At 72.2% G+C, this 19,705-nt stretch carries 16 protein-coding genes; 6 read left to right on the top strand and 10 right to left on the bottom strand.

Annotated features, from left to right (window positions below):
- Positions 1–7: 7 nt before the first annotated feature.
- The 8 genes from ACWDR7_RS09525 to ACWDR7_RS09490 form a co-directional block, all read right to left on the bottom strand.
- A complete protein-coding gene (locus ACWDR7_RS09525; RefSeq protein WP_449854674.1) occupies positions 8–1,291 on the bottom strand; it encodes an ABC transporter permease in 1,284 nt (427 codons plus the stop codon).
- The gene (locus tag ACWDR7_RS09520) at positions 1,288–2,562 is read right to left on the bottom strand and encodes an ABC transporter permease (protein WP_449854673.1); all 1,275 of its coding nucleotides are present in this window, start codon (positions 2,560–2,562) and stop codon (positions 1,288–1,290) included. The genes ACWDR7_RS09525 and ACWDR7_RS09520 overlap by 4 nt, the downstream gene beginning before the upstream one ends.
- Positions 2,559–4,055, bottom strand: coding sequence for an ABC transporter ATP-binding protein (locus ACWDR7_RS09515; protein ID WP_449854672.1), 1,497 nt, complete (start codon positions 4,053–4,055; stop codon positions 2,559–2,561). The genes ACWDR7_RS09520 and ACWDR7_RS09515 overlap by 4 nt, the downstream gene beginning before the upstream one ends.
- A gap of 93 nt (positions 4,056–4,148) precedes the next feature.
- On the bottom strand, positions 4,149–5,237 hold the full coding sequence (locus ACWDR7_RS09510; RefSeq protein WP_449854706.1) for a BMP family lipoprotein: 1,089 nt from the start codon (positions 5,235–5,237) through the stop codon (positions 4,149–4,151).
- 162 nt (positions 5,238–5,399) lie between these two features.
- The gene (locus ACWDR7_RS09505; RefSeq protein WP_449854671.1) at positions 5,400–6,371 is read right to left on the bottom strand and encodes a nucleoside hydrolase; all 972 of its coding nucleotides are present in this window, start codon (positions 6,369–6,371) and stop codon (positions 5,400–5,402) included.
- Positions 6,372–6,402: 31 nt separating this feature from the next.
- The gene (locus tag ACWDR7_RS09500; RefSeq protein WP_449854670.1) at positions 6,403–7,011 is read right to left on the bottom strand and encodes a histidine phosphatase family protein; all 609 of its coding nucleotides are present in this window, start codon (positions 7,009–7,011) and stop codon (positions 6,403–6,405) included.
- A 90-nt stretch (positions 7,012–7,101) separates the two neighbouring features.
- Entirely contained in the window at positions 7,102–8,121 is a 1,020-nt protein-coding gene (locus tag ACWDR7_RS09495; protein WP_449854669.1) for an aldo/keto reductase, read from the bottom strand.
- A 138-nt stretch (positions 8,122–8,259) separates the two neighbouring features.
- Entirely contained in the window at positions 8,260–10,515 is a 2,256-nt protein-coding gene (locus ACWDR7_RS09490) for a polyribonucleotide nucleotidyltransferase (protein WP_449854668.1), read from the bottom strand.
- A 369-nt stretch (positions 10,516–10,884) separates the two neighbouring features.
- Here ACWDR7_RS09490 and ACWDR7_RS09485 point away from each other — a divergent pair, with 369 nt between their 5' ends.
- The gene (locus ACWDR7_RS09485) at positions 10,885–11,091 is read left to right on the top strand and encodes a hypothetical protein (protein ID WP_449854667.1); all 207 of its coding nucleotides are present in this window, start codon (positions 10,885–10,887) and stop codon (positions 11,089–11,091) included.
- 121 nt (positions 11,092–11,212) lie between these two features.
- A complete protein-coding gene (locus ACWDR7_RS09480) occupies positions 11,213–13,237 on the top strand; it encodes a GDSL-type esterase/lipase family protein (RefSeq protein ID WP_449854666.1) in 2,025 nt (674 codons plus the stop codon).
- A gap of 29 nt (positions 13,238–13,266) precedes the next feature.
- Here ACWDR7_RS09480 and ACWDR7_RS09475 read toward each other — a convergent pair whose 3' ends face one another.
- Both ACWDR7_RS09475 and ACWDR7_RS09470 read right to left on the bottom strand, forming a co-directional pair.
- Entirely contained in the window at positions 13,267–13,857 is a 591-nt protein-coding gene (locus ACWDR7_RS09475) for a CE1759 family FMN reductase (protein ID WP_449854705.1), read from the bottom strand.
- A 55-nt stretch (positions 13,858–13,912) separates the two neighbouring features.
- On the bottom strand, positions 13,913–15,124 hold the full coding sequence (locus ACWDR7_RS09470; RefSeq protein WP_449854704.1) for an LLM class flavin-dependent oxidoreductase: 1,212 nt from the start codon (positions 15,122–15,124) through the stop codon (positions 13,913–13,915).
- Positions 15,125–15,278: 154 nt separating this feature from the next.
- Between ACWDR7_RS09470 and ACWDR7_RS09465 the strand changes: the two genes are divergently transcribed.
- The 4 genes from ACWDR7_RS09465 (at position 15,279) to surE (ending at position 19,407) form a co-directional block, all read left to right on the top strand.
- On the top strand, positions 15,279–16,466 hold the full coding sequence (locus tag ACWDR7_RS09465; protein ID WP_449854665.1) for an acyltransferase family protein: 1,188 nt from the start codon (positions 15,279–15,281) through the stop codon (positions 16,464–16,466).
- A 67-nt stretch (positions 16,467–16,533) separates the two neighbouring features.
- Positions 16,534–17,541, top strand: a complete 1,008-nt coding sequence (locus ACWDR7_RS09460; RefSeq protein WP_449854664.1) for an isopenicillin N synthase family dioxygenase — start codon at positions 16,534–16,536, stop codon at positions 17,539–17,541.
- Between the two features lie 118 nt (positions 17,542–17,659).
- Positions 17,660–18,667: a 1-phosphofructokinase family hexose kinase gene (locus ACWDR7_RS09455; protein WP_449854663.1), complete on the top strand. Its 1,008-nt coding sequence runs from the start codon at positions 17,660–17,662 to the stop codon at positions 18,665–18,667.
- Positions 18,664–19,407, top strand: coding sequence for a 5'/3'-nucleotidase SurE (surE, locus tag ACWDR7_RS09450; RefSeq protein WP_449854662.1), 744 nt, complete (start codon positions 18,664–18,666; stop codon positions 19,405–19,407). The genes ACWDR7_RS09455 and surE overlap by 4 nt, the downstream gene beginning before the upstream one ends.
- Positions 19,408–19,705: the final 298 nt, after the last annotated feature.

The following is a 19,705-nucleotide window of genomic DNA, read 5'->3' as shown; positions in this document are numbered from 1 at the left end:
CACGGCGTCAGTGCCCGGGGGCGTACGGCTTGCCCGTCGCCGCCGGCGCCACGGCGCGGCCGATGAGGCCCGCCACCGCGATCAGCGTCACGACGTAGGGCGTCGTGGCGATGAGGTCGGCGGGGATGTCGCTGCCGGCCTGGTTGGCGACGACCGCGAGGTTGCGCGCGAATCCGAACATGAGCGCCGCGAGCGCCGCGACGACCGGGTGCCAGCGACCCAGGATCACGCACGCGAGCGCGATGTAGCCCTGGCCGTTCGACATCTCGCGCACGAACGCGTTCGACTCGCCGAGCGTGAGCACGGCGCCGCCCAGGCCCGCGACGAGGCCGGCGACCGTCACGGTCCAGAACCGCGTGCGGTTGACGTTGATGCCCACCGTGTCGGCGGCCAGCGGGTGCTCCCCCACGGCGCGGATGCGCAGCCCGATGCGCGTCTTGAACAGCACGAACCACACGACCGGCACGAGCACGTACATGAGGTACGTCGTGATGCGCTGGTCGAACAGCGTCGGCCCGATCACGGGGATGTCCGAGAGGACCGGGATGGCGATCTTCGGGAACGTGCCGGGAAAGTTCAGCTCCTCGGCGTTCGAGGAGAGCACGGCCGAGAAGAAGAAGTTCGTGATGCCGATCACGAGCACGTTCAGCACGACGCCGACGATGATCTGGTCCACGAGGTACGTGATCGAGAACGCCGCCAGCACGAGCGAGACGAGCGCGCCGCCGATCATGCCGGCCAGCACGCCGGCCCACAGGCTGTTCGTGATCGAGCCGACGACGGCGCCCAGGAACGCACCCATGAGCAGCTGGCCCTCGATGGCGATGTTCGCCACGCCCACGCGCTCGCCGATCACGCCCGCCAGGGCGCCGTAGATGAGCGGCGTCGCCAGGCTCAGCGCGCCCGTCGTCAGCAGCACGATCGAGAGGGTGGTGCCCTGGCCGATCTGCCCGAGCAGCGCGGCGAGCCACACGATGCCGAAGCCCACGTACAGCCACACCGACACCCGCATCCGCCGCTGCACGAGCACGACGGCCACGGCCGTGACGGCGGCGAGGATGACGGTGGCGACGATCGCGAGGACCTTCGCCGGCAGCACGGTGTCGGGCACCTGGATGGCGTCGCGCGCCTGCGACCAGCGGAACGCGACCTCGCCGGGCCCCGTGCCGAGCACGAACCACACGAGCGCGACGACCGTGAACACACCCATCACGATGGGGGCCTTCCAGGCGCGCGTCGCGTCGCGACGCACGACCACGTCCGCCTGGGGAAGCACGACGGCGCCGGTCACTTGGCCACCTCCTGGGTCTCGGTCGTGCGGGTGCGCGCGAGCACGGCGCGCACGCCGGCACCGGGGGCGGGCAGCCGGAAGATCGCCCGCACGAGCGGCGGCGCCGCGATGAACAGCACGATGACGCCCTGCACGACGCTCATCACCTCGGGAGCGACGCCCACGAACTGCATGGTGGCGGAGGCGGCCTTGAACGCGCCGAACAGCAGCCCGGCGAAGACGACGCCGCCCGCCCGCGATCCGCCGAGCAGCGCGACCGTGATCGCGTCCCAGCCGATGCCCGCGTCGATCGAGGGCGTGAATCCGGCCGTGCGTCCGAGCGCCTGGTTCACGCCCGCGAGGGCCACGAACGCGCCCGAGGCGGCCATCGTGTAGACGTAGATCCGCTCGACGTCGATGCCCGCCGTGCGCGCGGCGTCTGCGTTGAGCCCGACGGCACGGAACTTGAAGCCGAGCGACGAGCGCTCCATGAGCCACCAGTACAGGACGGCGGCCGCGATGGCGAGGACGAAGCCGAGGTGCAGCTGGAACGACGGCCCGAGGAGTGCCGGCAGCTGCGCGGTCTCCGCGGGGGCCATCGAGGTGGGGTCGTTGCCCGAGCCGGGGTTGTGCATGGGCGAGGTGCGCAGCACCCACGTGAGCACGTTGACGGCCACGTAGTTGAGCATGATCGTGACGATCACCTCGTGCGCGCCCGTCTGCGCCTTGAGGAAGCCGACGATCGCGCCCCACACGGATCCGCCGATGAGGCCGAAGACGATCGCGGCGACGAGGTGCAGCCCGCCGGGCAGCTGCCACTGGGTGGCCGCCCACATGGCGCAGCCGGCGGCGACGAGGAGCTGGCCCTGGCCGCCGATGTTGAACATGCCCACGCGGAAGCTGAGCGCCACGCCGAGGCCGGCCGCGATGAGCGGCCCCGCGAAGCGCGCGGTCTCGGTGAGCGGGCGGATGCCGGCCTCGAACGAGGTCGCCTGCGTGTTGTAGATCGCGCCGCGGAAGAGGGCGCCGTACGCCTCCCCGATCGCGTGCCCCATCGCCGAGAGGGTGTCCATGGGTCGGGCGAAGAAGTAGCCGGCCGACGAGACGACGTTGTCGTTCGTGCTGACGATGAGGATCGCGCCCACGACGAAGGCGATGAGGATCGCGAGCGCGCCGCGCACCACGCTGCCGGCGAGGATCTCGCGGAGCGCGTCGCGCAGCACCGAGTCGACCCGCGACGGCGGCTGGGCCGCCCGCGCGCGTCGGGTGGGCGAAGGTGTGGTCTCGCTCATGCCGCGACTCCCGCCATCATCTGGCCGAGCGTCGCGCGCGGCGTGTCGCCGTCCACGATGCCGACGATCCGTCCGTGGTACATGACCGCGATGCGGTCCGCGAGGCCGATGACCTCGTCGAGCTCGGTCGAGACGATGAGCACGGGGATGCCGGCATCGCGCGCGGCGATGATCCGGTCGTGCACGAACTCGATCGAGCCCACGTCGAGCCCGCGCGTGGGCTGCGACGCGATGAACAGGCGCAGGTCGCGGCCCAGCTCGCGCGCCAGCACCACCTTCTGCTGGTTGCCGCCCGACAGCCGCCCGGCCGCCTGGTCGATGCCCTGCGCGCGGATGTCGAACTCGTCGATCGCCCCCTCGGCGAACTCCGCGATCGCGCGCCGGTCGATCGTGCCCATGCGCACGAACGGCGCGCCGTCGCTGCGGTCGAGCATGAGGTTCTCGGCGATCGAGAACTCGCCCACGAGCCCGTCCTTCTTGCGGTCCTCCGGCACGAAGCCCACACCCGCGTCCAGCACCTGCCGCACGGTCTTGCCCAGCAGCTGTCGGCCGTCGAGCAGGATCGATCCCCTCGCGTGCCGGCGCAGCCCCAGGATCGCCTCGGTCAGCTCGGTCTGGCCGTTGCCCTGCACGCCCGCGATCGCGAGCACCTCTCCCCCGCGCACGGTGAAGTCGATGTCGTCGAGCAGGTGCTCGCCCGAGCGCCCGACGAGCGTGAGGCCCGAGACCTCGAAGCGCGAGTCGGTGTAGGCCGGCGGCTGCTTGTCGACCTCGAGGTCGACGTCGCGGCCGACCATGAGCGAGGCCAGCTCCGTCGGCTCTGCCGTGGGATCGGCCGAGGCCACGACCTTGCCGCGGCGGATCACCGTGATGCGGTCGGCGACCTCGCGCACCTCGCGGAGCTTGTGCGTGATGAACACGATCGACGTGCCGCTGGCCGCGAGCTCCCGCATGATGCCCATCAGCTCGTCGGTCTCCTGCGGGGTGAGCACGGCGGTCGGCTCGTCGAGCACGAGCAGCCGGGCGTCGCGCGCGAGCGCCTTGACGATCTCCACGCGCTGCTGCGCGCCCACCGGCAGCTCCTCGACGACGGCGTCCGGATCGATGTCGAAGCCGAACCGCTCGGAGATCTCGCGCACCCGCGCCCTCGCGGCGTCCATCGACAGCACGCCGCCGCGCGTGGGCTCGTTGCCCAGCATGACGTTCTCGGCGACCGTGAACACGGGGATCAGCATGAAGTGCTGGTGCACCATGCCGATGCCCGCGGCCATCGCATCGCCGGGGCCGGCGAAGTGCACGGGCTCGTCGTCGACGAGGATCTCGCCCTCCTCGGCCTGGTAGAGGCCGAAGAGCACGTTCATCAGCGTGGACTTGCCCGCGCCGTTCTCGCCGAGGAGGCAGTGGATCTCGCCGGGCGCGATCTCGAGATCGATCGCGTCGTTGGCGACGAACGATCCGAAGCGCTTCGTGATCCCGCGGAGTTCGAGTTTCATCGTTCCGGATTCTTCCAGATGGGTCGGATTCTGGGCACGGGAACGCCGGGGCGGCGGTGGGCCACCCCGGCGTTCACGCGTGGCGTGCGGCGATTACTCGGCGCCGGTGACCGGGATCTCGATCTCGCCGGCGATGATCTCCTGGGTCAGCTCGTCGAGGCGCGTCTTCAGCGCGTCGTCGATCTGCCCGTCGAACTCGCCGAAGGCGCTGAGCGCGGTGCCGTCGTTCTCGAGCGTGCCGACGTAGGGCTCGGTCGAGAACTCCTCGCCGTCCACGAGCATCTCGATGTTGTCGTACACGGCCTGCGTCATGCGCTTCTCGACCGACGTGAGGATGATGTCGGCGTACTGCGGCTGCGTCGTGGCGATGTCGCGGTCGACACCCAGCACGACGGCCGGCGCACCCTCGGTGCGGATGACCTCGATCGTCGAGCCGAACAGGCCGCCCGCGACCGGGTAGAACACATCGGCGCCCTGCGAGAGCTGGCTCGCCGTGATGCTCGTGGCGCCGGCGGTGTCGCCGAAGTTCGCCGTGAAGCTGCCGCCGGCCGGGTTCTCGGGGTCCCAGCCGAGGACGGTCACGTCCGTGCCGTTCTCCTCGCCCCAGGCCTTGGCGCCGTAGAAGAAGCCGTCCATGAACTTGGTGACCGACATCATGTTCGAGCCGCCGTAGGTGGCGACGACCTTGGACTCGCTGTAGCCCGCCGCGAGATAGCCGGCCAGGTAGCTCGACTGCTCCATCGCGTAGTCGATGACCTTGACGTTGTCGAGACCGAGGTCCCAGCCGTCGATCCACACGAAGTGCGTGTCGGGCGAGGCCGACGCGACCTGCTCGAGGGCGCCCGTGTCGCCGAAGCCGAAGCCCACGGCGAAGATGACGTCGCAGCCGCCGTCGACCATCGTCTGCAGGTTCGGCGCGAAGTCCTCGGTGCTGTTCGACTCGGCGTCGTTGATCTCGATGTCGAGCTCCTCCGCGGCCATCTCGAGACCCGCGTAGGCGGCCTCGTTGAACGACTGGTCGTTCCAGCTGCCCTCGTCCGAGACCGCGCAGGCCATGAAGTCGGTGCCCTCGGCGGGGGCGCCGTCGCCGCCCTCCTCGGGTGCCGCGCCGCAGCCGGCGAGCACCATGCCCGCGGCCGCCGCGATGCCGAGGCCTGCGAGGCCGCGCTTGAGTGTGGTCATCTTCACGGATGTTCCTCCTGATGCACGCCGCGGCAAGCCGGGCGATCGGGTCGATGCGCACAACGATAAACCGGCGCTCCCGCGAGTATTCACATAAAGCGGCGGGATGAACAAGGCGTTATCGAACTGCGACCAGACGGTAACGGCGGGGAAACGAGCGGCTCAGAGCTCCGGCGCGAACGGGCGCGGCGGCGTGGTCGGCTCGGACACGAGGCCGCTGAGGTAGCGGTAGAAGCCCTCGCCGTCGACGGCCTCGATCACGCGGGCGTTCGGCGCGAGCCCGTGCACGCCCCACGACATCGCCGAGTAGCCGCGCGTGAGCTCCGACGACGTCTCGATGTCCACGGCGTACGGCGCCTCGGCCGTGATCAGCTCGGGGTGCAGAAGCAGCGCCGCGGTGAGTGAATCGGGGTGGGTGGATCCGGGGATGCCCACCGACTCGTCGAACGCGAGCGTGCCGCGGCACACCCGCTCGACGAACCGCGCGAGCGGCGTGCCGATGCCCGCGAGGCGCGCGATCCGGTCCTTGTCGAAGACCGCGTCGCGCAGCGTGAGCGGCGCCCACGGCACGACGACGAGGTCGGCGAATCCGGCCTCGAACACCGTGCGGGCGGCCTCGGGGTCGACGTAGAAGTTGAACTCGGCGGCGGCCGTGATGTTGCCGCGGCCGTTGTTCGAGCCGCCCATCACGTAGAGCGACTTCACGCGGCCGACGAACTCCGGATCGCGGATCACGGCGAGCGCGACGTTCGTGAGCGGCCCGATCGCGACGATCGAGACCTCGCCCGGCGCCTCGGCCGTGATGCGCAGCATCGCGTCGACGGCGTTCTCGGCCTGGGGCTCGAGCCCGGAGTCGTCCATGCTCAGCCCGCCCGAGCCGTCGCCGTGCACGTTCTCGGCCGAGACCCACTCGCGCATGAGCGGGCGCTGGGCGCCGAGGAAGATCGGCACGGCGTCGAGGCGGTCGGCCACGTTGAGCGTCATCCACGCGTTGCGCACCTGCTGCTCGAAGCCCACGTTGCCCGCCACCATCGTGATGGCCCGCAGATCGGCGGCCGGGTCGAGCAGGCCCACGAGGATCGCGACGCAGTCGTCCTGGGCGGTGTCGGTGTCGAGGATGAAGGGTGTGCTCACCCGTTCAGTCTAGGTTCGCCGGGCGGCCGCCTCAGACGAGGACCTCGAGCTCCTCAGGCAGGCCCGTGCGCAGCTCCACCGGCAGGTGCGCGACGTCGTTGTGGGTGAGCAGGGCCCACGGACGGCCCGGCTTCTGCGCGATCACGGTGAGGCCGCAGTTCGTCTGGTTCAGCGTCATCCAGCGCCACTCGGGCGCGTCGAGCACCTCGCGCACGAACCACGAGATGACGAAGTTGTGGGTGATGAGCAGCTCGTGCACCTCGCCGGCCTTGCGCACGAGGAACTCGGCCGCCGCGTCGGCCATCTGCGCGCGCCCGGCGTCGATCTGCGCGTCGGTCACCGCCCCGAAGAACGGCTCGTAGGCGGCGGGCGTCTCGTCCGTGATGCCGGTGGGCACGCAGTCGAACAGCAGCGCGTGCGGCTGCGGCTCGATCGCGGGCATGCGCTCGGCCACGTAGCGCGCCGTCTCGCTCGTGCGCTGCAGCGGCGAGTGCCACACGGCGTCGAAGGGCACGCCCGAGAGCCGGTCGGCCAGGGCCTCGGCCTGCCTGCGGCCCCGCGGAGACAGCGGACCGTCCTCCACCCCGTGCTCGGCGTCCTGCTGCTCGCCGTGCCGGACGAGGTAGATGTAGTGCGTCATCTCGCGTCCCTTTCCGCCCCGGCGCCGCCTCGGCGCGACCCTCGACCAGCCTATGTCACCCCTCCCCCGGCGGGTTCCCGGGGCGCCGCCTCAGGCGGCCGCGCGCGCGAGCTCGGCGATGTGCGCGCGCGAGAGCGCGAGGCCCACGCCCTGCACGAGCTCGTCGACGTGGGCGGGGTCGAACGCGTTCGCGATCGGGGCGACGACGCCGCGCTGGGCCCGCAGCCACGCGATGGCGATCGCGGCGTGCGGCGCGCCCAGCTCGGCGGAGATCTCGTCCATGGCCTTGAGCAGGCGGCCGCCGCGCCGGTTGATCCGCTCCGCCAGCTGCGCGCCGCGCGCCGACTTCGCGGCATCCGACCGCGAGCGGTGCTTGCCGCTGAGGAAGCCGTGCTCGAGCGGGTGGGAGGGCGTCACGGCGATGCCCTGCGCCGAGACGACGAGCCGCAGATCGCCCTCGAGCACACGGGGCCGCAGCAGGTTGAACGCGACGTCGATCGCCTCGATGCGCGGATAGCCTGCCGAGGCCAGGATGCGCGCCTCCACGAGCTGCTCGGGCGAGAAGCCGAACACCCCGAGCGCGCGCACCTTGCCGGACTCCACGAGCCACTGCGCGGTCGCCAGGGCGTCCTCGATGGGCGGCGCGTCGTAGCCGGTCGCGTCGAGATAGAGCACGTCGATGCGATCCGTGCCGATCCGCTCGAGCGAGGACTCCACGGCGCGCACGAGGTCGACCGAGCCCAGGCCGGGGTGATCCGGATGACCGCCCACGCGCACCGCGAGGACCATGTCGTCGCGCACGCCGCGGCTGCGCATCCAGCTGCCGATGACGTGCTCGCTGCGCCCGCCGCCGAAGCGGTCGGACGTGTGCAGCGCGTTCCCGCCGTGCGCGGCGTACCGGTCCAGCACCGCCTCGCTCGCGCGCTGGTCGACCGTCCAGCCGAACTCGCCGCCGCCGAGCATGAGCGGGAAGACCTCGATGCCCGTCTCGCCGAGCGGCGCGCGCAGGGCGCTGCCGATGCCCGGCCCCTGCACGGGAATGGGGGCGGACGGGTGCGCGGGAACGGCCGGCTCCGGCGACGGGATCGCCCTGCCCCAGTTCCACGCCATGTCGCCCTCCCCGACGGCTCCCACTGTACCGCCGGACGGCGCCCGCGCCCCGCCGAGCGCGCGGGCAGAAGTGCCCAGGACGCCGAACGGCCCGGCCCCTCCCGTGTGGGAGGCGGACCGGGCCGTCGGAGCGAGGGATCAGGCCTCGGCGGGAGCCTCCGCCGACTCCTCGGCCTTCTCCTCGACGACGGGCTCGAGCGCGAGCTTGCCGCGGTCGTCCACCTCGGCGATGCGGACCAGGATCTTCTGGCCCACCGAGACGACGTCCTCGATGTTCTCGACGCGCTTGCCGCCGTTGAGCTTGCGGATCTGGGTCACGTGCATGCGACCGTCCTTGCCCGGCATGAGCGAGATGAAGGCACCCGAGGGGATGATCTTCACGACCGTGCCGAGGAACTGCTCGCCGACCTCGGGGTTCGAGGGGTTGGCGATCGCGTTCACCTGCGCGCGGGCCGCCTCGGCCGAGGGGCCGTCGGTCGCGCCGATGTACACGGTGCCGTCGTCCTCGATCGAGATCTGCGCGCCGGTCTCGTCCTGGATCGCGTTGATCGTCTTGCCCTTGGGGCCGATCAGCTCGCCGATCTTGTCGACGGGGATCTGCACGCTGATGACGCGCGGCGCGGTCGGCGCCATCTCGTCGGGCGCGTCGATCGCGGCGTTCAGCACCTCGAGGATGCGCAGGCGCGCGTCCTTGGCCTGGGTCAGCGCGCCGGCGAGCACCTCGGAGGGGATGCCGTCGAGCTTGGTGTCGAGCTGCAGGGCCGTGACGAACTCGGCCGTGCCCGCGACCTTGAAGTCCATGTCGCCCAGGGCGTCCTCGGCGCCGAGGATGTCGGTCAGCGCGGCGTAGCGCGTCTGGCCGTCGACCTCCTCGGACACGAGGCCCATGGCGATGCCGGCGACGGGGGCGCGCAGCGGCACACCCGCGTTCAGCAGCGACAGGGTCGAGGCGCACACCGAGCCCATCGACGTCGAGCCGTTGGAGCCGAGGGCCTCGGACACCTGGCGGATCGCGTACGGGAACTCCTCGCGGCTCGGCAGCACCGGCACGAGGGCGCGCTCGGCGAGGAAGCCGTGCCCGATCTCGCGACGCTTGGGGCTGCCCACGCGGCCGGTCTCACCGGTCGAGTACGGCGGGAAGTTGTAGTGGTGCATGTAGCGCTTGCTCGTCGTGGGCGACAGCGAGTCGATCTGCTGCTCCATCTTGAGCATGTTCAGCGTGGTGACGCCCAGGATCTGGGTCTCGCCGCGCTGGAAGATCGCCGAGCCGTGCACGCGCGGGATCACCTGGACCTCGGCGTCGAGCGGGCGGATGTCCGCCAGCCCGCGGCCGTCGATGCGGGCGCCCTCGGTGAGGATGCGGCCGCGCACGATCTTCTTCGTGACGGACTTCCACGCGGCCGAGAACTCGAGCGGCGCGGCGGCGGGAAGCTCCTCGGCCTCCACCTTCGCGATGAGCTCGGCCTTGACGGCGGCCTTCAGCGCGTCGTCGGCGTCCTGGCGCTCCTGCTTGTCGGCGATCTGGTAGATCTTCGACAGCTCCTCGAGCGCCTTGCCCTCGACGAACGCGTAGGTCTCGTCGCTGTAGGCGGGGAAGACCGGGAACTCCAGCGGCGCGCGCGTCGAGCCCTTCGCCATCTCGGCCTGCGCCGCGACGAGCTGCTTGATGAACGGCTTGGCGGCCTCGAGACCGCCGGCGACGATCTCCTCGTTCGGCTTGACGGCGCCGCCCTGGATGAGGTTCCAGCTGTTCTCGGTGGCCTCGGCCTCGACCATCATGATCGCGACGTCGCCATTGTCGAGCACGCGACCGGCGACCATGAGGTCGAAGACGGCCTGCTCGACCTGCTCCTGGTTCGGGAACGCGACCCACTGGTCCTCGTGCTCGCCGACGCCCGGGATGAGCGCGAGGCGCACGCCGGCGATCGGGCCGGAGAACGGCAGGCCCGAGATCTGCGTCGACGCCGAGGCGGCGTTGATCGCGAGGGCGTCGTAGTACTCGCCCGGGGCGATCGACAGCACGGTGACGACGATCTGGACCTCGTTGCGCAGGCCGTCGACGAACGACGGGCGCAGCGGGCGGTCGATGAGACGGCAGACGAGGATCGCCTCGGTCGAGGGACGTCCCTCGCGGCGGAAGAACGATCCGGGGATCTTGCCGGCGGCGTACGAGCGCTCCTCGACGTCGACGGTCAGCGGGAAGAAGTCGAAGCCCTCGCGGGGGCTCTTCGACGCGCTGGTCGCCGAGAGCAGCATGGTCTCGTCGTCGAGGTACGCGGCGACCGCGCCCTGGGCCTGCTGCGCGAGCCGGCCCGTCTCGAAGCGGATGGTGCGGGTGCCGAAGCGGCCGTTGTCGAGAACGGCCTCGGCGGCGGTGATTTCAGGACCTTCCAAGAGGTCTGTCTCCTTCTGTTCGCCCGCGCAGAGCGCGCGGGAGACGAAAGAAGCAGGAACAGTCAGATATGGGCGCGCAATGGCACTCGCTCGAAAGCGATCAGCTCGCCTGCGCTGGCCACCAGGAGAAATCCACCGGGTCTCTCAGGAACCGGGAGATCACTTCAGGGGACCAGCTTCCTGCCAGCCTGCTCCTCGGGTATGGAATTGTCTGCCCGCGAGACGCGGACGCGCTCAGCCTACCAGCGCCGCATGCGCGGTGTCTGCCCGCTCGACCCGCGCGTCGCGCGCCGGTTATGGTCGGCAGGCGTCGACGGCCCGCCCGCGACGCGATCGATTCCCGTGACGACAGCCCGTGAAGGAGCATCGATGAGCGACGCCCAGGAGGTCTTCCGCGACCGCGGCCCGGAGGACGACCGGAACCCCGACGACGAGCGCGAGGTCGATCTCGACGACGAGGCCGACCTGGAGCTGCCTCCCCCGACCCTCGATGCGGACGAGCGCATCGAGGACGAGCCGGGGCCGCTCGCCGACGAGCTCGATGAGGCGAGGGGCGCGGGCGAGATCGACCGCTGACGGCCCCGTACGGGAACGGCGCGTGGCCCGCGGGTGAACAGACGCGGGCGGGCGGTGAACGTTCGCGAAAGCGGCGCGGCAACGTCGGTCTCGGCGCGCCGGGGACCGCCACGCTGGAGACATGCGAGTCGCGGTCGTCGCGGAGTCGTTCCTTCCGCACATGAACGGGGTCACGAACTCCGTGCTGCAGGTCGTCCGGCATCTCGAGGCCATGGGCCACGAGACGCTCATCGTCGCCCCCAGGGCACCGGGATCCGGTGACACCGCGGGGACGACGCTGCTCACCTCCATCCCGCTGCCGTCGTATCCCGAGGTCCGCGTGGCCGTGGCGCCCATGCCGCTGCTGCGCCGCGTGCTGCGGGAGTTCCGCCCCGACGTGGTCCACCTCGCCTCGCCCACGGTGCTGGGCTGGCAGGGGCTCGTCGCCGCCGAGCGCAATCGCACGCCCACCGTCGCGGTGTACCAGACCGACGTGATCTCGTACGCCGAGCGCTACGGCGTCCCGGGCGCCGCGCCCCTCATGTCGGCGCACATCGCGCGACTGCACCGCCGCGCCACGCTGACGCTCGCCCCCTCCTCGCACGCCGAGAACCAGCTGCTCGCCCTCGGCGTCGACCGCGTGCGGCGCTGGGGCCGCGGCGTCGACGCCGAGCGCTTCCGCCCCGAGCAGCGCAGCGACGCGTGGCGCGAGCGGATCGCGCCCGGCGAGTTCATCATCGGCTACGTCGGCCGCCTCGCGCCCGAGAAGCAGGTCGAGGATCTGCGCGCGCTGCGGGACATCCCCGGCGCGCGCCTGGTCATCGTCGGCGACGGCCCCGAGCGGGCGCGCCTCGAGCGCGAGCTGCCCGATGCCGTCTTCACCGGCTTCCTCGGCGGCGAGGACCTGGCGCAGGCCCTCGCCAGCTTCGACGTGTTCGTGCACCCCGGCGAGAGCGAGACGTTCTGCCAGACCGTGCAGGAGGCCCTGGCCTCGGGCGTGCCCGTGGTCGCCACCGGCCGCGGCGGGCCCGTCGACCTCGTCCGCTCGAGCGTGGACGGCTGGCTCTACACCCCCGGCGACCTCGACGACCTGCGCGCGCGCGTGCTCGATCTCGTCGGCGACGACGCCAAGCGGCGCTCCTTCGGCCTGGCCGCGCGCGAGAGCGTGAAGGCCCGCACGTGGGCGGCGCTCACCGAGCAGCTCGTCGGCGCGTACCGCGAGGCCATCCGGCTGCGCCGCTACGACGAGGCCACGATGGCCCGCGGCGCCGTGCGCGTGAGCGAGCCGGTGCCTCCCCTCGACACCCGTCGGTGGTCGCGCTACGTGGCCCTGGGCGACTCTCTCACCGAGGGGCTGTGCGACGGATCGCGCATGCCCGACGGCCAGTACCGCGGCTGGGCCGACCGCCTGGCCATGCTGCTGGCGCAGGACGGCGAGCGCACCGGCAACCGCACCTTCCGCTTCGCCAACCTCGCCGTGCGCAGCCGGCGCGTGCGCGATCTCGCGCGCGAGCAGGTGCCGGCGGCCCTCGCCCTGAAGCCGGACCTCGTGTCGATCCTCATGGGGCACAACGACCTCGTCGGCCACGGCGCCGACCCGATCGCGCTGGCCGCGCGCGTGGAGGAGTCGGTGCGCACGCTCCGCGCGAGCGGGACCGACGTCATGCTCGTGACCCCGTTCCTGCCGCGGCGCGCGATCGTGCGCGTCTTCGCCCGCCGCTTCGCGATCTACGCGAGCGAGCTGCGGCGCATCGCCGCCGAGAACGGCTGCCATCTGCTCGACGTCGACGCCCTTCCCGAGCTCGGCGAGCTGAGCAACTGGTCGCAGGACAAGGTGCACCTGAGCTCGTCGGGCCACCGCCTGCTGGCCTATCGCGCGGCCGAGGTGCTCGGGGTTCGCGACGCGCCGCAGCTCGCGGCGCTCGACGCGGCGTTCCACGAGGACTACGTGGAGCCCGAGGGGCGATGGATCACCCGGCACGCACTGCCGTGGGCCTGGCGCCGCCTGCGCGGCCGCACGGCCGGCGACGGGCTGCTGGCCAAGCACGCCGAGTACGTCACCATCCGGGGCCGCCGCGTCGTCGCCTCCGACGCGGCCGAGCACGCTCCCGGTCCGGCGGCGGACGCCGGCACGTCCTCCTCGGATCTGCCGGCCGCCCCCGCCTGATCTGATCCCGCCCGCGTTCCGGGCGGACCTCAGCCGCGCGTCGGCGGGTTGTTCAGCAGGTCCTCGAACGATCCGCCGGCACCCAGGTACGACTCGGGGTCGAAGGGATCGGCCGCGCGCGGCGCGGCGGACGCCCCGGCGATCGCGTCGGCGAGCTCGCGCGCCCCGCGCTCCACGCGCGCGCGCAGCGGCGCGACGGAGTCGGCCTCGGCACCCCAGTCGCTCGAGGCGGCGAACACGCCCGTCGAGACGGGGCGGGCGTGCAGGTAGGTGAACAGCGGCCGGATGGCGTAGTCGATCGCGAGCGAGTGGCGCGCGGTGCCCGCCGTCGCCCCGATGAGCACGGGCTTGCCCTCGACCGACTCGCGCTCGAGCACGTCGACGAACGACTTGAACAGCCCCGAGTAGCTCGTGGTGAAGATCGGGGTGACGACGATGAGCCCGTCGGCGGCCGCGACCTGGGCGAGGTCCTCGGCGAGCGCCTTGGGCGCGAAACCGGTGAGCAGGTGGTCGGTGATCGCGTGCGCGTGGTCGCGCAGCTCGATCACGCGGCCCTCCGCCTCGACGCCGCGCTCCCCCAGCGCCTCCACGGTCGCGCCCAGCAGGCGGTCGGCGAGCATGCGCGTCGACGACGGGTTCGACAGCCCGGCCGACACCACGACGATGCGGGTCACGTCAGGCCCCCCGATCCGCCGCCGGGCCGAATGCGCCCGGCTGGACGGGCCGGCGATCCGGGGCGTCCTGGTAGGGCGAGCCGCCCGTGACGTTGTCGCCGCGGTTCGCGTTGGGGCGGGGCTGGCGCGGCTCGGCGTCGCCGTACTTCGCCTTCACCCGCGCGGCGTGCGTCGGCGCGTCCGGCACCTCGGCCGGGCGGTTCGCCTGGAGCTCCTTGCGCAGCACGGGCACGACGTCCTGCCCGAGGAAGTCGATCTGCTCGAGCACGACCTTCAGCGGCAGGCCCGCGTGGTCCATGAGGAACAGCTGGCGCTGGTAGTCGCCGAACGTGTCGCGCATGGCCGCGTACCGGTCGATCACCTGCTGCGGCGAGCCGACCGTCAGCGGCGTCATCTCGGTGAAGTCCTCCATCATCGGCCCGTTGCCGTAGACGGGGGCGCTGTCGAAGTAGGGCCGGAACTGGTCGACGGCGTCCTGCGAGTTCTTCGCCATGAACGCCTGGCCGCCGAGGCCCACGATCGCCTGCTCGGGCGTGCCGTGGCCGTAGTGCGCGTAGCGCTGGCGGTACAGGTTGATGAGGCGCTGGTAGTGCTCCTTGGGCCAGAAGATGTTGTTCGCGAAGAACCCGTCGCCGTAGTACGCGGCCTGCTCGGCGATCTCGGGCGTGCGGATGGATCCGTGCCACACGAACGGCGGCACGTCGTCGAGGGGGCGCGGCGTCGCGGTGAAGCCGTGCAGCGGGGTGCGGAACTTCCCCTCCCAGTCCACGACATCCTCGCGCCACAGCCGGTGCAGCAGCTGGTAGTTCTCGATCGCCAGCGGCAGGCCCTGGCGGATGTCCTTGCCGAACCAGGGGTAGACGGGCCCGGTGTTGCCTCGTCCCATGATGAGGTCGACGCGGCCGCCCGAGAGATGCTGCAGCATCGCGTAGTCCTCGGCGATCTTCACCGGGTCGTTCGTCGTGATGAGCGTCGTGGCCGTCGAGACGATGAGCCGCTCCGTCTGCGCGGCGATGTACGCGAGCGTCGTCGTGGGCGACGAGGAGAAGAACGGCGGGTTGTGGTGCTCGCCGAGGGCGAAGACGTCCAGCCCCGCCTCCTCGGCGTGCTTGGCGATCGTGACGATGTCGCGGATGCGCTCGGCCTCGCTCGGCGTGTAGCCGGTCACGGGGTCGCGCGTGATGTCGCTGACCGAGAAGAGGCCGAACTGCATGCCCTGCCAGGTGGTGTCGCTCATTGCGGAGGCTCCGATCCGTTTATATGCGCTTGAATATACCCTTGCAACGCCCGCACGTCGAATCTATTCCCCGGCCCCGCGGGGTGCGCCTGGGGGGGCATCGGGTTACGAACCGGTAACGTCGGGGGTGATGAGCACCCCACCTGCGACCGCGTCCGGCCCGATCCGGCGCCCCAAGCGGCGCGTCCCCTTCTGGGACAACGCCCGCTTCGCGTGCATCGTGCTCGTCGTGCTCGGGCACGCCATCCAGCGGCTCATCTACGACTCCGACATCGCCTACGCGCTGTATCTGACGATCTACGCGTTCCACATGCCGGCGTTCGCGATCATCTCGGGCTACTTCTCGAAGTCCGACGCACCGGGCGCGCGGCAGATGGCGCGCGTGATCACCGACATCCTCGTGCCGTACGTCGTGTTCGAGGTGCTGTGGTGGGCGACGAAGCTGGTCGTCGAGGGCGAAGCCGAGCCGAATCTCACGGAGCCGTCGTGGACGCTGTGGTTCCTGCTGGCCCTGGGCATCTTCCGGCTCGTGCTGCCGTATCTCGCACTGCTGCGCTGGCCCCTGCTGTGGACGCTGGCCATCTCGGTCGGGGTGGGCTACCTGCCCAACGTCGACAGCACGTTCTCGCTGTCGCGCACCCTCGGCTTCCTGCCGTTCTTCGCCCTGGGCTGGTGGCTGCGCGACCGGGACGTGGTGGAGCGGCTGCGGCTCATCGAGTGGCGCCCGTGGTGGACGCGCGCGCTCGCGGTCGCGGTGCTCGCCGCGGCGGGCTGGATCGCATGGTCCGGCCTCGGCATCTGGCGCGAGGTCGAGCTGCGCTACTGGTTCTTCTACGACGACGACTACGGCGGGCTCATCTCGGGCGGGCACTGGTGGGGCGGCCTCGCCCGGCTCGGCACGATCGCGGCCGGCCTCGTGCTGTCGGCGGCGTTCTTCGCCCTCATCCCGCGCCGCGAGACCGTGCTGACCCGGTTCGGGCAGTACACGATGTACGTCTACCTGCTGCACTCGTTCGTGCTCTACCCGTTCCGCGAGTCGGGGGTGCTGCGCGGCCTCGAGCCGACGTGGTTGTGGCTGCCCACGGTGAGCGCGCTGTCGGTGGCGATCGCCTTCGCGCTCGGCACGCGTCCCGTGCGCCTCATCTTCCGGCCGCTCGTCGAGCCGCGCGCGACGTGGCTGTTCGCCGATCCCTCGGTCGCGCCCCGCGCCCGTCGGAACGACCCGACCGGCTCCCGCCGGCCCGCCGATCCGCCCCGGCGCCCCGGCCACGACGGCCGCGGCGCGCACGAAGAGGAGAGCGGTCCGCCCGCGTCGTGACCGGCGCTGCCCGTAACGCTCGGAAACACATCCCCGCGCGCGGCGGGACGCCCCTACCGTCGGGAGCATGACGCTCTCGCTCCCGATCCTGGACCTGTCCCAGCTCGACGCCGGCCCCGAGGCGGCCGAGCGCTTCCGCCGCGACCTGCGCGACGCCACGCGCGAGGTCGGCTTCTTCTACCTCACCGGCACCGGGCTGCCGGCCGGCCTCGAGGCGCGGCTGCACGAGGCGGCCCGCGCGTTCTTCGCGCTCCCCGAGGCCGACAAGCTGGCGATCGAGAACATCCGCAGCCCGCACTTCCGCGGCTACACCCGCGTCGGCGGCGAGCGCACCCGCGGCCGGGTCGACTGGCGCGAGCAGATCGACATCGGTCCCGAGCGCGAGCCGGTCGCCGATCCGGACGCGCCGGAGTTCGCGCGGCTCATCGGGCCGAACCTGTGGCCCGAGGCGCTGCCCGGCCTGCGGCCGGTCGTCGAGGAGTGGCACGACGAGCTCACCCGCATCTCCCGGCGCCTGCTGCGCGCATGGGCGCTGGCGCTGGGGGCCGAGGAGGACTACTTCGACCGCCACTTCGGCCAGCCGCAGACGCTCATCAAGATCGTGCGCTACCCCGGCACGGATCAGCCGGAGCCGCAGCAGGGCGTGGGCGCCCACAAGGACTCGGGCGTGCTCACGCTGCTGTGGGTGGAGCCGGGCAAGCGCGGCCTGCAGGTGGAGCGCGGCGACACGTGGGTCGACGCCCCGCCCGTCGAGGGGGCGTTCGTCGTGAACATCGGCGAGATGCTCGAGTACGCCACGCAGGGGTATCTGCGCGCGACGAACCATCGCGTCGTCTCGCCGCGCTGGCCCGAGGACCGCATCTCGATCCCGTTCTTCTTCAATCCGGCGCTCGACGCGCGCCTGCCGATCATCGAGCTGCCTGCCGAGCTGGCGCCGCTCGCGCGGGGCGTGGAGGACGATCCGCACAACCCGATCCACGCGCTCTACGGGCAGAACGCGCTGAAGTCCCGGCTGCGCGCGCACCCCGATGTGGCCGAGCGCTGGCACGCCGACCTGCTCGCGGCGCGGTTCTGATCGCACCGACCGGTCGCGCTAGCCACGGCCGCGGCGGCACGCAAGGGGATGAAAGCGACCCCGGCGCGTCGTAGCGTGGCGACATGGCGAGCACCGGCCGAGCGGAAGCGAGCAGCACGTGAGCGATGTGACGATCTTCGCCCCCTCCCCCACCCTCACCGTCACGATCGAGGATCACGACGCGGGTCCGGACATCCACGTGCACGCCGGAGGCCAGGGCGTCTGGCAGGCGCGGATGATGCGCCGGCTCGGCGCGTCGGTGACGCTGTGCTGCGTCCTCACGGGCGAGACGGGGCGGGTGGTGCGCGGGCTGCTCGAGGACGAGGGGCTCCGCGTCGTCGCGGTCGAGCGCGCGGGGCGCGGCGCGGCGTACGTGCACGACCGGCGCGCCGGCGAGCGCATCCCCGTCGCCGAGACGCCGGGCGACGCGATCGGCCGCCACGAGCTCGACGAGCTGTACGGGGCCGCGCTGCGGGAGGGCCTGGGCAGCGGGCTCGTGAGCCTGAGCGGACCCGACGGCGACGAGGTGCTGCCGCCCGACACGTACCGGCGCCTCGCGGCGGATCTGCGGGCCGGTGGCGCGCGCGTCGTCGTCGATCTCTCGGGCGAGCGGATGCACGGGGCCCTCGCCGGCGGCGTGGACGTGCTGAAGGTGAGCGACGAGGAGCTGCGCGACGACGGACTGCTCGACGGCGACGACGCCGAGGCCGTGCTGGCGGCCATGTCGGCGCTGCGCGAGCGCGGCGCCGCCGCGGTGATCGTGACGCGCGCGAGCCGACCGCTGCTGCTGCTCGATGCGGAGGGCGCGGTCGAGATCTCCCCGCCCCGGCTGGAGGCGGCCGACACGCGCGGCGCCGGCGATTCGCTCACGGCGGGGCTGTGTGCCGGGCTCGCGCTCGGCGAGCCGCTGCGCAAGGCCGCCACGCTCGGGGCGGCCGCCGGCGCGCTGAACGTGACGCGCCACGGGCTGGGCACGGGCGACACGGGGACCATCGAGCGGCTGCGCGAGCAGGTGCGCGCGCGGGAGCTGCCCGGCGGGGGCGACGACGACACGCCGCGGCTCAGCCTGGGCGACCTCGCCGCGCTCGCGGGCGACGCCGACCGCCCCGAGGGGGACACTCGATGACGCGGGCGCTCGTCACGAACGACGACGGGATCGACGCGCCCGGCCTGGCCGTGCTCGCGCGGGCGGCCGCGGAACGCGGTCTCGACGTGACGGTCGCCGCCCCCGAGCGCCAGTCGAGCGGAACCAGTGCCTCCATCGTGGCGGGCGAGGAGGACGGCCGGATCGCGGTCGCCCGGCGCACCCTCGAGGGCCTCGGGCAGACGCCGGCGTTCGCGGTGCGCGGCGGCCCCGGCCTCATCGCCCTCATCGCCGCGCACGGCGCGTTCGGCGATCCGCCCGAGCTCGTGCTCAGCGGCATCAACCACGGCGCGAACGTGGGCCGCGCGATCCTGCACTCCGGCACGGTCGGCGCGGCCCTGACCGGGGGGCTCAACGGCGCCCGCGCCATGGCCGTCTCGCTCGACGTGGGCATGCACCCCGAGACGTTCGAGTGGCAGGCGGCCGCCGACGCCGCCCTCTCGCTGATGCCGTTCCTCGAGACGCTGGAGTCCGGATCGGTGCTCAACGTGAACGTGCCGAACGCCGCGCGGCCGCGGGGCATCCGAGAGGCGCCGCTGGCCCCGTTCGGCATCGTGCAGACCACGCTGAGCGAGCGCGGCGCCGGTCACCTGCGGCTCGCCGTCGAGGACCTGCCGAACACCCCGGTCCCCGGCAGCGACGCCGCGCTCCTGGCCGACGGCTGGGTCACGCTCACGGGCCTCGACCCGGTCTCCGACCGCCCCCTCCACTATCCCGGCTGACGCGAGACAGCAACCACGCGCCGAGGCAGCGTCCATACGCCACGGTCTCGGCGCACAGATGCTGTCTCACCGACTTCCGCAACCGAGCGCAGCAACCCCCGCGCGTCGACCGGTTGCGGTGGTCGCTTCATCTCCGGCGCTGCGCGCCTCCGCTCAGCAACCGATGGGTGCAACCGAGGACGTGCAGCCGATGAGGTGCAACCCGCGCCGGCCGCCGCGCCCGCGGCCGAGCCGGGCAAGACCACCCCGGAGATCGCGATCGAGCTGCCGGAGGGGCCGCGCGCGGAGCCGTCGCAGC

It is taken from the genome of Microbacterium sp. NPDC003461, assembly GCF_053588335.1.
This window is presented reverse-complemented; position numbering and strand designations above follow the sequence as displayed.

Bases quoted from the DNA above. Each gene is read 5' to 3' on its own strand.
- ACWDR7_RS09515 (WP_449854672.1), bottom strand. From the start codon at position 4,055: ATGAAACTCGAACTCCGCGGGATCACGAAGCGCTTCGGATCGTTCGTC.
- ACWDR7_RS09495 (WP_449854669.1), bottom strand. From the start codon at position 8,121: ATGGCGTGGAACTGGGGCAGGGCGATCCCGTCGCCGGAGCCGGCCGTT.
- ACWDR7_RS09480 (WP_449854666.1), top strand. From the start codon at position 11,213: ATGCGAGTCGCGGTCGTCGCGGAGTCGTTCCTTCCGCACATGAACGGG.
- ACWDR7_RS09470 (WP_449854704.1), bottom strand. From the start codon at position 15,124: ATGCAGTTCGGCCTCTTCTCGGTCAGCGACATCACGCGCGACCCCGTG.
- ACWDR7_RS09465 (WP_449854665.1), top strand. From the start codon at position 15,279: ATGAGCACCCCACCTGCGACCGCGTCCGGCCCGATCCGGCGCCCCAAG.
- ACWDR7_RS09460 (WP_449854664.1), top strand. From the start codon at position 16,534: ATGACGCTCTCGCTCCCGATCCTGGACCTGTCCCAGCTCGACGCCGGC.
- ACWDR7_RS09475 (WP_449854705.1), bottom strand. From the start codon at position 13,857: ATGCTCGCCGACCGCCTGCTGGGCGCGACCGTGGAGGCGCTGGGGGAG.
- ACWDR7_RS09485 (WP_449854667.1), top strand. From the start codon at position 10,885: ATGAGCGACGCCCAGGAGGTCTTCCGCGACCGCGGCCCGGAGGACGAC.
- ACWDR7_RS09510 (WP_449854706.1), bottom strand. From the start codon at position 5,237: ATGACCACACTCAAGCGCGGCCTCGCAGGCCTCGGCATCGCGGCGGCC.
- surE (WP_449854662.1), top strand. From the start codon at position 18,664: ATGACGCGGGCGCTCGTCACGAACGACGACGGGATCGACGCGCCCGGC.
- ACWDR7_RS09520 (WP_449854673.1), bottom strand. From the start codon at position 2,562: ATGAGCGAGACCACACCTTCGCCCACCCGACGCGCGCGGGCGGCCCAG.
- ACWDR7_RS09500 (WP_449854670.1), bottom strand. From the start codon at position 7,011: ATGACGCACTACATCTACCTCGTCCGGCACGGCGAGCAGCAGGACGCC.